Raw genomic sequence first — 13,953 nt, forward strand, 5'->3', positions numbered from 1 at the left:
TTTGGAGGTGCCGTTTTATTCTTTCACATAACGGGAAACGCATTGGCGAAGTGGCGGATAAATTGAACCGAAAGTTCAATTTAGCAGTGACGTAGCCGATGTGTTTCCACAGAAGCTAAATTATTAAAAAAAAGCTGAATGTGGGACACATTCGGCGGAATAAAAAGCACAAAAGTTGAATTTTGAACTTAACCCGCCATTTTGCCAATGCGATGTTGAACTGAACAAGGGAAATGAGCGGTATCCTGCCAGACAGGATACCGACATTCACGAGGTTTCGATGGTTAGTGCGCCGCATCGGAGCGGGCCTGCTACCAGTCGTCGGTTAGACGACTGGCGACTTCTCGGTGGCAGCCCCACGGAGCCGAAGGAGCACCAGCCCCAACGAAACCAGTACCGCCATCGCCGTGGCGTAACAGATCACGGGCCACGCTGTGTCACCGTTTAAAAGTGCCACCGCCAATGTCCCGACAATGCTGACTATCAGGCTTTGAACGCAGAAGTAGAACGCGACCGCTGATCCCGCGATGTCGTCGAACTCTGCCAAAGCGCCGTTCGCGGTAACGGACACCGTGAAGACAATACCGACCGCGACAACCCACATCGGTAGGATGAAGGTGAGGAATGACGGCGAGCCGTAAAGTTCGCCGATCCCCAACAGGACCGCTCCGCAAACAAGCAACGCCATCCCACGCGCCACGCATCCTGCGATGCCCCATCTGGCGACAAAGGACTTCGCGAAACGGGTTGTCACGATCATTACAAGCGCGACAGTGGCGAAGGCAAAGCTGAATCCGATCTCGGAATATTCCGCTTGGCCTATGAGCACACGGGGAGCCGTCGAGAAGAAGACGAAGTAGGTGCCCATACCGGCGCTAAAGCCGACAGTGTAAACCCAAAAAGCCGGACTCGCGAAGATCGGCAAGACAGATCGGCGCGTCTTGACTTGATCCAGAGGGCGGGTTTCGTGCCACCTGAAACCCGCATTTAGGAGTGCGAGCATCGCCAGTATAGCCAAAGTAATGAATATCGCCTGCCATCCCAAGAACTCGCCGATCAATACTCCGGCGATAGGGCCGAGCGCAGGCACGAACGCCAGCATCGAACTGAAAAGGCCGTAGATGACGACACCCTCAGGACGGTTGGCATAAACGTCGCGAACCGTCGCGAACGTCGCCACCAGCATGGCCGACGCGCCCACTGCTTGAAGTAGACGGAAAGCGACAAAGGCCGGTGCAGTTGAAGACCAAGCTGCTCCCAGAGACGCAATGACGAAAGCCGTTGCGCCCGCAAGTAGAATTGGCCGTCGCCCGATTCTGTCTGAGAGCGGACCAAAAATCACCTGGCCCACGCCGAGCATCACCATATAGAGGCTCAACGTGAGTTGGATCATAGCGGGCGTCGTGTTCAGGATGCCGGGCATCGCTGGAACGACAGGGAGATAAATATCCATCGCCAGTGAAGCGAGGATGTCGAAAGGAGCCATCAGCAGCAGTGCTGCCGGCAGCGTATAGGCCCACGCGGGGCGTTGTTTTTGTTTATCAGTCATTTATGTGTTTTTCTATTCCATCAATAATTGATTTCCAATCATCAACGTGTAATTCGTGTCCTGTACCTTCAAGGGTGATTAGATTTGAACCTTTTATTTTTTCTAGTAAAAAACCTGCATTCTTATAATGCCAAATTTTGTCGTCTGTTCCGTGGATAATTAAGGTGGGTTGTTTGATTTCGTTTAATCTGTTCCAATATTCTTCACCACCACCACCTTGCGATGCAGCGTGATTGAACATACTTATATAATTGTTGGCTCTATTGAACTCAGCTCTTATCAGTTTTTCACTTCTTTGTTTGTCAAATTGTTTCTTGCCACTCATTAATTCTGCACCCTGAATTAAATAGTTTACCACACTGTCTTCATTTGTCCAATTGACTGTACCTGCTTTACTATGGAAATCTAAAATACTCGTGTCCATTTCAGGTATAGTTGGGTCTGAGTCTCCCCAAGGGCCTGATGACATAAGAGTTAAGGAGTTAACTCTGTCGGCAAACTTTATTGATGCTATTTGAGAAATTAGTCCGCCCAAAGAAATCCCCACAAAATGTGCTTTGTCAATCTTGTAGCCATCCAATATTGAAATAGCGTCATTAGTTAAGTCAACAATATCGTATGGAGTAGAACCTGGTTCATAATTAGTGGATTTTCCTACATCTCTGTTGTCGTAACGAATAACAAAAAATCCTTTTTCAGATAATTGTTGGCAAAATTCAGTGTCCCAATACAGCATTGATACGGTTGCACCTGCTACCAAAAGGATTGCTGGATTTTTCTTATTTCCAAAACTTTCCGTACAGAGTTCAATGCCGTTTGTTTTAATTATTTTCTCTTTCATTTCTGTTTTCCTTTGTTTGCAACTGATTATTATCAGTCCTAAAATTAATATCCAAAGTAGTTTTTTTTTCATTTATCAATGTTTAACTGTTATGCTGGTATCTTTCACAATGCCCGCTAACGTTTGGCAAATTGGCGATGGAGCCGACTTTTAGCACAAATGTTGAATAGAATTACTAATCTTCAACATTGCACAAAAGTTCAATAGAAGTACTTCACCGGCTCTATTGCCAATTTGTTTGTTATGTGCCGTTTTATTCCATTTTATACATTTAACAATTGCTGAAACGTAAAGTCGGGTTTAAACATTTCAATTTCGTTTTGAGTTGATTCTTCTTGTGCTTCTTTGCCATAGATAAACATTTGCTGTTCATAATTTTTAACAGCCTCTTCAATGCTATTAAATTTTCCATCGGCTAGATTATCAGACAATATCAAGGCATCCACCAACCCACTATTTACTCCCTGCCCTGCAAAAGGCGGCATCAAATGTGCGGCATCCCCAATCATTGTTATGGGTAATGGGCGCTTGCTTTTCCAAGGCTTTTCTAAAGGAAATATCCGTGTAGCCAATCCTACAAATGACAACGTCGTATGAATCAATTCTTTGTAGCGTTCGTCCCAATCGGAAAATTCTTTCAGAAGAAAATCAACGACACTATTTCTGTTTTGAAAATCTACCTGCGTTTGGTTTTTCCATTCATCAGGTGTTTTAAAACTTATTCCAAAATGCAATGCACCATTATTATTGGGGTTAGCAAATAATAAATTACCTTGGTGAGATGCCATTAGCCGGTTTCCATTGCATAGCTGAAAAAATCCAGGACAGTTTATCTCTGGTTGATGAATATCGGCTTGTATATTGAAAGTACCTGTTTCTTCAACTTCCGTGTCGGTAACAAATTTTCTTACCTTGGACATCCCGCCATTGGCAAGAATAACCAAATCTGCTGTTTCACTCGGTTTATTCTCAAAAGTTAGTGTCCACTTCTTCTTACCAGGTTCAAGCATAACAAGTTTTCTATCCCAAATAACCGTGTCGTTTTCTAAACTATTCAACAAGATAGCCCTTAAGTCATTTCTGTTTATTTCAGGATTGTCAAATCGATTTTCGGGCTTTACATTTTTTGTGGATAAAATATTGCCTTTTTCATCAGCAATATTTACACCCATTGGTAAGGCTAAGTCATAATAAGTTTGTAACAATCCCGCTTTTTTCATTGCTTCCTGACCTGAACCTTTGTGTAGGTCAAGGGTTCCACCAAAAATTCTTGCCTCTCGGTCGTTGTCTCTTTCGTAAACTGAAACGTCTATGCCGTTTTGCTGTAATAATTTTGCCATAGTCAGTCCAACGGGTCCACCACCAATTATTGCAACGTTCTTATCACTAAGTAAATTCATTTGTTTGTCTGTATCTATTCGCATTGTCATTCAAAAATGGCACATAACGGTTCTCAGCTATACGCAGGCAGGGATTTTAACCACTGAACTTCCTACGAAGAACTGAACTTCAAATTTACCACTTTCCTGTCTTACGAAGCACGAACCCCCTGCTTGCGTATAGGTGATGTTATGCGGTCGGCTTTCATTTTCTCTTCTTTCTCGTTAATTTGTCAAGCAAAGTTACTAAATTTGCAGTAATGACAAAAAAGAAATTGCCCGTTCGTTTTACGGGTCAGCACTTTACTATTGATAAAGTGCTAATAAAAGATGCAATAAGACAAGCAAATATAAGTAATCAGGATACGGTTTTAGATATTGGGGCAGGCAAGGGGTTTTTTACTGTTCATTTATTAAAAATCGCCAACAATGTTGTTGCTATTGAAAACGACACAGCTTTGGTTGAACATTTACGAAAATTATTTTCTGATGCCCGAAATGTTCAAGTTGTCGGTTGTGATTTTAGGAATTTTGCAGTTCCGAAATTTCCTTTCAAAGTGGTGTCAAATATTCCTTATGGCATTACTTCCGATATTTTCAAAATCCTGATGTTTGAGAGTCTTGGAAATTTTCTGGGAGGTTCCATTATCCTTCAGTTAGAACCTACACAAAAGTTATTTTCGAGGAAGCTTTACAATCCATATACCGTTTTCTATCATACTTTTTTTGATTTGAAACTTGTCTATGAGGTAGGTCCTGAAAGTTTCTTGCCACCGCCAACTGTCAAATCAGCCCTGTTAAACATTAAAAGAAAACACTTATTTTTTGATTTTAAGTTTAAAGCCAAATACTTAGCATTTATTTCCTGTCTGTTAGAGAAACCTGATTTATCTGTAAAAACAGCTTTAAAGTCGATTTTCAGGAAAAGTCAGGTCAGGTCAATTTCGGAAAAATTCGGTTTAAACCTTAATGCTCAAATTGTTTGTTTGTCTCCAAGTCAATGGGTAAACTGTTTTTTGGAAATGCTGGAAGTTGTCCCTGAAAAATTTCATCCTTCGTAGTTCAAAGTCGGGTGGTTGTCAAGATGATTTTTTTGGTTTGGTGTCGTCTTTTAAGCTGCCGCATAATGGCTCGGCGAATTGGCGAAGTAGCGAAGCTGTATCGAAGATACAAAAGCGGAGCTATTTAGCCAAGTCGCTTGTTGTAAGCAGTCCGCGAAGCGGCGGCTTACGGCAAGCGACGTAAGTCGCCGAGCCATTGTTAGCAAGGAGCGCAGCGGATTGCTAACAACATCTGTTTTAACGAAACGAAAATACGGATAATTTCGCTTAACCAACCCTATATACGTGTTTCGTTATTTGACTTTTCTTTCTACCTAAGATATTGATATATTTGTATTTAAAAAATAAAACCGCACAAATAGCGAAACAAAATATTATAAAATACTATTTCCCTGATATGAATAGCGAAATCATACTTGAAACTTTCGTAAAGAGATTGCTGATGCAGAGATATGCTGGCAATACCATTAGATCGTACAAGGATTACGCTAGTATATTTCTTAAACATGTTAGCAAATATCCCTCCCTTGAAGAAATTCCACTGTCAGATATTGAGGCGTTTATAAACGAAAAAGTTCAAAATGGGAAAATTAGTGTTTCCTATCAAAAAGGATTAGTGGGCGCAATCAAGAAGATGTACGAACTGATATTGGACAAAAAAATCCAACTGGATTACTTATACCCGAAACGCTCATTTTCTAAATTACCTAAATTCTTTTCAAAAGAAGAAGTAAGAAATATTCTCGATAACACTCAAAATCTAAAACACAAGGCTATTCTGATGACAATCTATAGTTGTGGACTACGTCTTAGCGAACTGTTGAATCTCAAAATCAAAGACATAAAATCTTCCGATGGAATTATCAGAATCCATCAAAGCAAAGGTAATAAAGATCGGATTGTACCATTACCAGACAAATTGCTGGCGACTTTGAGATATTATTATCAAGCATTCAAGCCAAAGGAGTACCTCTTCGAAGGTGAGAAGGGTGGCAAGTATAGCGAACGAAGTGTGCAGTTGATTCTGAAAAAAGCATTGATCAAAGCAAATGTTCAGTCGGAAGGCTCTGTACATACATTGCGACATTCTTATGCCACACATTTAATCCAATCAGGTATCGATATCCGAATTGTAAAAGAGTTATTGGGTCATGAAAATATAAAAACGACTATGATCTACACTCATATCACTGACATAGACAAGCAAAAGACTCCTAGCCCTCTTGATTTTTTATAAGAATAAGATGAACTTTTCACGCTCTATAGAAACAAGCATTATGCTCCAATCATTCTTTAAGAAGGGTTATTCTTCTAGCTTAACTTAACTTTGCTTAGGTTATTGAATAATAAATATTCAGATATAATTTGTCCGAAATGTGTCCGAAAAAAGAAAAAGCCACTGATAATCAGTGGCTTTTGTCGGGGTAACAGGATTCGAACTATTCACTATATCTTCGGTAATTTCAGAATTACACGATTACGGTATATTATTAAATGAACTGACTAATTAAACATCTTAAATGTATTAAAACAAAAACACCCAAAATTATTGGGTGTAATTTTGGGTGTAAATTCTGTAAACTATTGATTTACAGGCGTTTTTGTGGAGCCGGAGGGATTCGAACCCTCGTCCAAACATAGTATGATTTACGCTTTCTACATGCTTAGCTTCTCTTTGATTGTCGGGAGAGGGAAGGTGAGTTGCTTACCTATACCGTACTCCGTATTTGCTGGGTCTTATCCTTACTTAGCAAAATCGCAAGGACCAGTTCTACGATTCGGTGCCTCTAATGTCAAGCGGTAGAACAAAGCTTGACGAGACAAAAGCTAAATCTTAATTCTAAATTAAGCAGCTAAGGCGTAGTTTTCTTCGCCATTTGAAAAGTTGAAAGTTCAGATTAAAGTGCTAGACTAACAATGCACTGCATGCTTACATAACCATCGCTATCCTGTCAATTCCGGTCGACCCCGTTATGTATGGGCAACAAATGTAATCAATTTATTGGACTTCAAAAACCCTAAGATGTTTAATTTGGATAGGATTTTATAAACATAATTGCTATATTACTGTTTTAAAAGACAATAGGTTAAAATATTGTCTTGATTGAATTAATATTCTAGGCCTTTATGATTTTTGTTTTTAACAAAATAAAAAGCATCTCAGAATCGAGAAATTGATTTTCAAGCGAATAACATAATACCTAAGGTAATAATTGCCTTTTTATACCATATAAACGATTATTTTTTAATAATCAGAGTTGAAATAAATTATTGTACTATACTAAAACTATACACAATGGCTGAGGAAAACAACCCGAAAATAACAGCTACGGAAACTGGAACCGAAAACAGCACTCCCGCTAAACCGGTAGCTAGCACAAGAAAAGCACCGACTAAAAGGCCTGCAAAACAGGAAACCGAAAAAACTCCAGCTCCTAGAAATACGCCTAACCCTGGAAAAGGAAATGGGGAAGGCTCGAGTACGCGTTCTCGCAAAACGACAATGGAAGAATCAAAACCTACGCCAGCAAGCAACGCAGCTACGAAAACTGCTACAACGGCTGCGAAGGCAAGTCCTGCAACTAAAGTAAGTGCTGCGAAACCTGCTGCGGCTAAACCTGCTGCAAGAACTGCAGCCAAATCAGCAACTACAACAGCTGCTGCAAAGACTAGCCTAGCAACTAAAACCGCTGCAAAGCCAGCGGCTGCTTCAGCGGCTAAGCCTGCTGCTTCAACAGCTAGTAAAGCGACAGCAACTTCTGCAGCAAGCAAAGCTGCTCCTGCTAAAACAACAAGCGCTGCAAAACCTGCTGCATCTAAAACTACAGCAAGTGCAAAAGCTACAGCGGCTAAACCCGCAGCAGCTCCAAAAGCAGCTCCGGTTGCGAAAGCAAGTGCGCAAAAAGAAGCTCCAAAAGCTACTGTTCCTTCGAAAACTGAAGAAGTGAAAATTGAAAAAGAAGCCTCCTACAAGGAGGAAGTTCCAAATAATAAAACGGTGAAGGAAAATCCTGATAAGAAATCAAAACCTGAAAAGGCAGAGAAGAAGAAATCTGATTCAAAGAAATCTGATAAAAAGGAATTGAAATCCAAGGATGCCAAAAAGTCGAAAGACAGCAAGAAGAAAAAAGACGAGCTAAAAGCTAAGGAAGAAAAAGCCAAGGCTAAGAAGGCTCCAAAGAAAAAGTCTAAAAAAGATGCTGCAAAAGATGAAAAAACAGCTAAAAAGACGAAAAAGAATGAAGGTAAAACCTTAAAGAAATTGAAAAATGCTTTCGCTGAAATTTACCATAAAATCGTAGGTGACGATAATGGTAAAAAGAAGAAAAAGAAATAATTGAGGAATCAATCGAGATTGATAAAGGGATATCTGCTCAGATATCCCTTTTTATGTCTTAAATAAACTTATTTCTTGCGGATGCTGACCGCATTTTTATGGGCATGTAAGCCTTCCAGTTCTGCCAATATCTCTACAGTCGAGCCGATCTGTTCCAGCCCTTCCTCTGAAATATGTTGAAATGTAATTTTCTTGACAAAAGAATCTACCGATACCCCGGAATAGGATCTGGCAAAACCAGAAGTCGGTAGGGTATGGTTGGTACCTGACGCATAATCACCGGCACTCTCTGGTGTTAAATGTCCCAGAAATACTGAACCTGCATTTAATACCTTATTGATTAATGGTTTCCATTCATTGGTTTCTAAAATCAAATGCTCGGGAGCATATTGATTTGAGAAATCCATGGCTTCTTGCAGGGTTTCAGTCACGACCATGTACGAATTCTTCATCGCCTGCTCCGCCAATTCTTTTCTCGGCAATATCTGCAACTGGCTTTCCAATTCCTTTTTTACAGCCTCTGTAATCGTTTCGGAGGTAGCAACCAAAATAGCTTGGCTATCGATTCCATGTTCAGCTTGCGCCAATAGATCGGCCGCAATATAAGCTGGATTGGCACTTTCATCTGCAATAACCAAGACTTCTGAAGGACCTGCCGGCATATCGATGCTTACATCGGTCAATCCCTGAATGATGCTTTTAGCTTTGGTAACAAACTGATTCCCAGGTCCGAAGATCTTATTGACTTTCGGAATGCTTTCTGTACCAAAAGCCATGGCTGCAACAGCCTGAGCACCACCAACCAGGTAGATCTTATTGATCTGCAACAGTTTCAGGCAATAAGCCACAAAGCCATTGATTTTACCATTGTTCTGCGGCGGCGAACAAACCACGATTTCCTTACATCCAGCAATTCGCGCAGGTACACCCAACATCAATAATGTGCTCGGTAATACTGCCGATCCACCCGGAATATATAATCCTACTTTTTCAATAGGTCGAACCTCACGCCAGCATTTTACTCCCGGCATGGTTTCCACAGTACGTTCTCTTTTTAATTGAGTCTGATGGAATTTATGGATATTCTGAAAGGCAATCTCCAATGCACGCATCTGATCCCGGGAAATCCCCATTGCCAGCGCATCAATCTCATCCTGCCCTAAATATAACTCCTCCAATTCAACCTTATCAAACTGTTTGGCATAAGATTTTAAAGCAGAGTCGCCATGGTTCTTCACCTCCTCAATGATATTCAGGACGGTATCCTGAATGGCATGATTGGGATCCGTGTTGCGACTTACCAGCTCCTGGTTCTTTTCCTTGCTTAAATCTTTATATAGATAGGTTTTTAGCATTACATAATAATTTTTTCGATTGGCATCACCACGATACCTTGCGCACCGGCCGCCTTTAATTTGTTGATTTTATCCCAAAAATCATCCTCAGAAATAACAGTGTGTACTGCTACCCAACCTTCTTCCGCTAATGGAACAACAGTAGGACTCTTTACACCATGCAAGAGTTCTGTAATTTGCGTCAGATTCTTCTTCTCAACGTTCAAAACAACATATTTCGTTTCTTTCGCGCGAAGGACAGATTGAATTCGCTGCAATAACTCACAGATAATAGGGTTCTCTTCCAGTCCATCTCTACCGATTAATATGGCTTCAGAATTACGAACATCCACGAATGGTTTCAATCCATTACTCTTTAGGGTTCCGCCGGTAGAAACAATATCACAAATGGCATCACTCAATCCCAATCCAGGAGCAATTTCTACAGAACCTGAGATCATTTGGATGTCAGCTTCGATTTTATATTCATCTAAAAACTGTTGTAGGATATTAGGGTAGGAGGTAGCAATGGATTTGCCATTAAGGTCTTCGAGTCTATCGATGGTAGAGTCTTTGGGAATCGCCAATTTCAAGGTGCATCTTCCAAATCCCAATCGTTGTAAATATTGAACATTGGATAGGGTTTCTTCGATCACATTCTCACCAACAATTCCTAAATCTGCAATACCTTGTTCAACATATCCAGGAATATCATCATCGCGAAGGAAAAGGATTTCAAGATTAAAATTAGAAACGGTAGTGATTAAGGAGCTTTTATAGTTTTCGAAGTCCAATCCGCAATTTTTTAGTAATTGAACTGATTTTTCGTTTAATCTACCCGACTTTTGGATAGCTATTTTGAGATTTTTCAAAATATAGAGTTTATGTTGAGTGTAAAAAATTATTAATAAAAAAGAATCTGGGGTTTACTTGCGCCTCACGTAGAAGCCAATACTAATATCTATCGCCACAATGGCGATGATGCATTACGTATTGATGTGTACAAGCGTTCTTCATTTTAATAATCGCAACAAATGTAATGGATATCAGTTTGTCATGCAAGGAAATAATTAAAAAAAGATCAATATGTTAATTTTCACATTCGGATTAACCTAATTCCTCGATCCTTACAATAAAGACCAGCTGAGCCATCCAGCAATGATTATTTGAACCAGCATCAATATTTTGGGAACAATACCTTTGGTTCTCGCAAAATAGATAAATGAAAAAATACTTAGAATAATGAGTGCAATAGTGAGGTAAGTCACATCAACCTTCCATAATCCTTCAAAATCAGCCTTGGCCTCATCAAATCCAGTAGAATTTTTTGAAAAATAAATCCAAGAGCCTAAATACGCCAAATTCAGTATTAATGATAAATAGGCAACAATAATGTTTATACTATTCGATGTCTTTTGACTCATAATCAATTAGGTAGTTAGTGTTTCTCAAATTAAATATACAAATTTTCCAAAACAAAAAAGCGGTCTTTAACCCGCTTTTCATCCCAAATCATAACCCACAACATCAATATCTTCTTCTCAATACTCCTTTCCACTATCTCAATACTCACATCTCACATCTCACATCTACCTTCACTAGAAATCAAACTTCACTCTCGCTCTAATTCCCCATTCAGGAGCATCAGGATGATCCAGGTAATTCAACCTTTTTACCACATCCACACGTAATACCTTAAAGATATTGGCAACGCCGGCACTAGCTTCCATATAAGGCTTATTACCAAAAGTAAAGGACATTTGATCGCCATCGCCATTTGTTTGCCAAGAATAGACCTGGTTGTTCAAGCTTGGGTTGTTGCTGTCACGAAGACCACCATATACCCCTTTAAAGCTAAATACCTCCCTCAATTTCAATTTGTTCAACAAAGGAATTTTATTGAAAATAAAGCCATTCATATAATATTGCACATTCCAGGAAACATGATGGTCGGAAATAAATTCCATGAAGTTCATCAAGTTATAGGATTGCAACTGATAAGCATAAGTTTGGTTTGCGCGATGGATATTCAACACTGGGAAAGGTAAATTATTACCTAGGATATAAGTTCCATCGACATTCACATCTGCATATCCCAATTGAGATAAGTATAATCTTTTGAAGATACCAGCAGAGAAATTGTGGTAGTTATATTCGCCGCCAAAAACCCCTTTTACACCAGCGGTATAATTTAAGGTCATGATTGGATATTTGTTGAATATTGGAGTTCTGTATAGTTTCCCTTGATAAAACTCCTCCTTAGGTGCCCAACGAAGACCAACATTAACCTCTGTACTTTGAAGGTTATTGATGATTTTATGAGAGCCATCAGCCATGGGTAGGGAATAAGAAAGAACCCCAGCAGGCGTTTGTTTCCAAGTGCCTAGACCAGCATTTACGGAGAAGTTATTGCTGAATTCAACCTTATAATCAACTCGATAAACCTCATTGTAGAGATAACTTTTGTTTTCACCACGTTTGAACGAAAGCAATACGTTGTCTTCCTGAACGAATTCTAGATTCTGTCCCGGAATTTTGGTGTCATAAGAAGCCGAAACCCGGATATAGTGTTGCGGGAATTTATAGATAGACTTATTGTTTAAAGAATAAGTTCCTGCAAGGAAATATTTCCATTTCTGATCCTCGAAACCATAGGCGCCATATCCTTCCGCATAAAATCTCTTGCTCAACTGTTCTGTTGTACGACCTCCAACACGAAGACGAAATCCTTCAACTGGGTTGTACGAATAAAACGTATTAACCGGACCAATTTCAACGGGTCCTGCTTGTTTATATCCTGAAAATACCAATGCTGAAATATCCATAAAGGTCCGGAAGGAGGGCATACTTTGAAGACTATCAATATTGGTATAAATGGAACGTTCAGATTTGCTCAATGGTTCCGGTCTCAATGTAGCCCAATAACTTTCGGATTTCGTTTCTTGAACCTTGTTTTCTTCAGCAGGGACAACCACATATTTATCAGGTACAGCATAGATGCTATCCGGACGAACCTGACCATTGACATAATCATTGATTAAGACCACGCGCTTACCCTTGATTCCCTTTCCTTTATTAGTGATGGAGAAATCAATACCCAAGCTGGATTTGTTCAAGTAATATTTATTATCCTCGGTTTTGTTGAAGCCTAATTCAATATTCAGGTCTCGAACAAAATTTAAGTTGATTTCATCACTTACGGTCATTTCCGCCGCTTTTACAGCATAGTTACCGTCTAGGGTTACATAAAGTTTACCCTTAAATAAAAGGTCATTTTTGTTTCTTGGGTAAAAGCTTAATTCTACCAAGGACTCATCCTTATTCTTGATCGTATCGGTAATATAGAAGCGATAGAAAGTAGGTGCGGTATTTGCAATCGGACTCAAAAACTGGTTGGTCAAAATCGTGATATTGTTATCATAGATTTCAATCTCATCATAGAGTCTATTGAAATATTTGCTCAATCCATCGTTATCAATGAATTTAGGATCAAACTCTGCCTTGCGATCTGCAAGGATGTATTGTTTCTTGGCATTGGGATCTTTACGGAAATAAACCTTTGAGAATTTCTCCTCCATATATGCTGGTAATACATAGTTAGCATCGTTTTTTGCAGTGTCATCTTTCTCAAATAGGAATTGATATTTCTTGAATACCTTTTTGTTCTTGAACTTCTCATCCAGGTTGCTCAATCCCAAGCTTATTTTCTCATATTGGTCAAATTCAGCAAACTGCTGACCTGTCAATCGGTTTTGGTCCCTATGTTCTACTACCTTGCGAATTAATTCTACGGCAGGATTATTCTTATTGGAGTATTTGATTCGCTTAGGAGCACGAACCACAATTTCCTCAATGGAGTTAGAAGGGAACAACATCACACGGATGGTTTGTTCCTTTTCAGCACTAACCGGATATTCTTCAGAATCAAAGCCGACAGAACTAATTTTGATCTTCTTGTATTCGGAAGGGATGGTCAATGTATATTCACCTTTTTCATTGGAGCTGGTACCCATTTCTTTTGCAGCACCCAACACTTTGATGGATGCATACGGAATAGCTTCGTAATTGTCAGCATTCATCACTTTCCCCTTGATGGTGATAAATTCCTGAGCATAAATAAATTGGAATGAAAATAACATTCCAAAGAGTATTGACAAGTAAAATAATCTCGTTTTCATGTTGTGACTTTTTGACTTTTTTATATCGTTATTCAAAAAGTATTGCAAATAAAGATATTATTGATGATTTTATAAAGAAGTGAATTGACGATTTGACTTTTCTATGATATTTAGTCAATAATTATTATTTGATATGACAATTGGCTAATAGTTTGGCGATTCCATGACAAAATTGTTTTGGTTCAAGATGAATCCATTCCCTATTCTGTTGCTAAATTCTGAGATAGATTAAGTCAAATTTGGGGATAATTCGACCTTTGGTCCGGCTTTCTTA

At 39.5% G+C, this 13,953-nt stretch carries 10 protein-coding genes, 1 other RNA gene and 1 pseudogene; 3 read left to right on the forward strand and 9 right to left on the reverse strand.

Translation table 11 applies throughout. The features are described from left to right. Nucleotides 1-199: 199 nt before the first annotated feature. The 4 genes and pseudogenes from PZ892_RS07400 to PZ892_RS07415 all read right to left on the reverse strand — a co-directional run. Nucleotides 200-298, reverse strand: a pseudogene (locus tag PZ892_RS07400) (LysR family transcriptional regulator); the annotation flags it as partial. A 27-nt stretch (nt 299-325) separates the two neighbouring features. Next, nucleotides 326-1,549 (reverse strand): chloramphenicol/florfenicol efflux MFS transporter FloR, encoded by a 1,224-nt coding sequence (gene floR / locus PZ892_RS07405; RefSeq protein ID WP_014053560.1) that lies wholly within the window; start codon nt 1,547-1,549, stop codon nt 326-328. Continuing rightward, nucleotides 1,542-2,462, reverse strand: a complete 921-nt coding sequence (gene estT, locus PZ892_RS07410; protein ID WP_046701559.1) for a macrolide hydrolase EstT — start codon at nt 2,460-2,462, stop codon at nt 1,542-1,544. The genes floR and estT overlap by 8 nt, the downstream gene beginning before the upstream one ends. Nucleotides 2,463-2,653: 191 nt before the next feature. Beyond that, a complete protein-coding gene (locus PZ892_RS07415; protein ID WP_008651082.1) occupies nt 2,654-3,820 on the reverse strand; it encodes a tetracycline-inactivating monooxygenase Tet(X2) in 1,167 nt (388 codons plus the stop codon). A 209-nt stretch (nt 3,821-4,029) separates the two neighbouring features. Between PZ892_RS07415 and erm(F) the strand changes: the two genes are divergently transcribed. Together erm(F) and PZ892_RS07425 are read left to right on the forward strand one after the other, a co-directional pair. Beyond that, a complete protein-coding gene (erm(F), locus tag PZ892_RS07420; RefSeq protein ID WP_182650836.1) occupies nt 4,030-4,830 on the forward strand; it encodes a 23S rRNA (adenine(2058)-N(6))-methyltransferase Erm(F) in 801 nt (266 codons plus the stop codon). Between the two features lie 397 nt (nt 4,831-5,227). Further along, nucleotides 5,228-6,067, forward strand: a complete 840-nt coding sequence (locus tag PZ892_RS07425; RefSeq protein ID WP_277712626.1) for a tyrosine-type recombinase/integrase — start codon at nt 5,228-5,230, stop codon at nt 6,065-6,067. A 364-nt stretch (nt 6,068-6,431) separates the two neighbouring features. Here PZ892_RS07425 and ssrA read toward each other — a convergent pair. Then, nucleotides 6,432-6,800, reverse strand: a transfer-messenger RNA (tmRNA) gene (gene ssrA / locus PZ892_RS07430). Nucleotides 6,801-7,126: 326 nt separating this feature from the next. Here ssrA and PZ892_RS07435 point away from each other — a divergent pair. Next, nucleotides 7,127-8,167 carry a hypothetical protein gene (locus PZ892_RS07435; RefSeq protein ID WP_182498735.1) on the forward strand — a complete coding sequence of 347 codons (1,041 nt, stop codon included), beginning with the start codon at nt 7,127-7,129 and terminating at the stop codon, nt 8,165-8,167. 68 nt (nt 8,168-8,235) lie between these two features. Here the strand turns inward: PZ892_RS07435 and hisD are convergent, their stop codons facing one another. The 4 genes from hisD to PZ892_RS07455 form a co-directional block, all read right to left on the reverse strand. Beyond that, nucleotides 8,236-9,522, reverse strand: coding sequence for a histidinol dehydrogenase (hisD, locus tag PZ892_RS07440; protein ID WP_277712627.1), 1,287 nt, complete (start codon nt 9,520-9,522; stop codon nt 8,236-8,238). Beyond that, nucleotides 9,522-10,373: an ATP phosphoribosyltransferase gene (gene hisG / locus PZ892_RS07445; RefSeq protein WP_094257150.1), complete on the reverse strand. Its 852-nt coding sequence runs from the start codon at nt 10,371-10,373 to the stop codon at nt 9,522-9,524. Before hisG ends, hisD begins: the two co-directional genes overlap by 1 nt. A gap of 255 nt (nt 10,374-10,628) precedes the next feature. Next, nucleotides 10,629-10,925, reverse strand: a complete 297-nt coding sequence (locus PZ892_RS07450) for a hypothetical protein (protein WP_277712628.1) — start codon at nt 10,923-10,925, stop codon at nt 10,629-10,631. A 174-nt stretch (nt 10,926-11,099) separates the two neighbouring features. Then, nucleotides 11,100-13,679, reverse strand: coding sequence for a DUF5686 and carboxypeptidase-like regulatory domain-containing protein (locus PZ892_RS07455; RefSeq protein ID WP_277712629.1), 2,580 nt, complete (start codon nt 13,677-13,679; stop codon nt 11,100-11,102). Between the last annotated feature and the right edge of the window lie 274 nt (nt 13,680-13,953).

Source organism: Sphingobacterium sp. WM, assembly GCF_029542465.1.
Lineage (GTDB): Bacteria > Bacteroidota > Bacteroidia > Sphingobacteriales > Sphingobacteriaceae > Sphingobacterium > Sphingobacterium cellulitidis.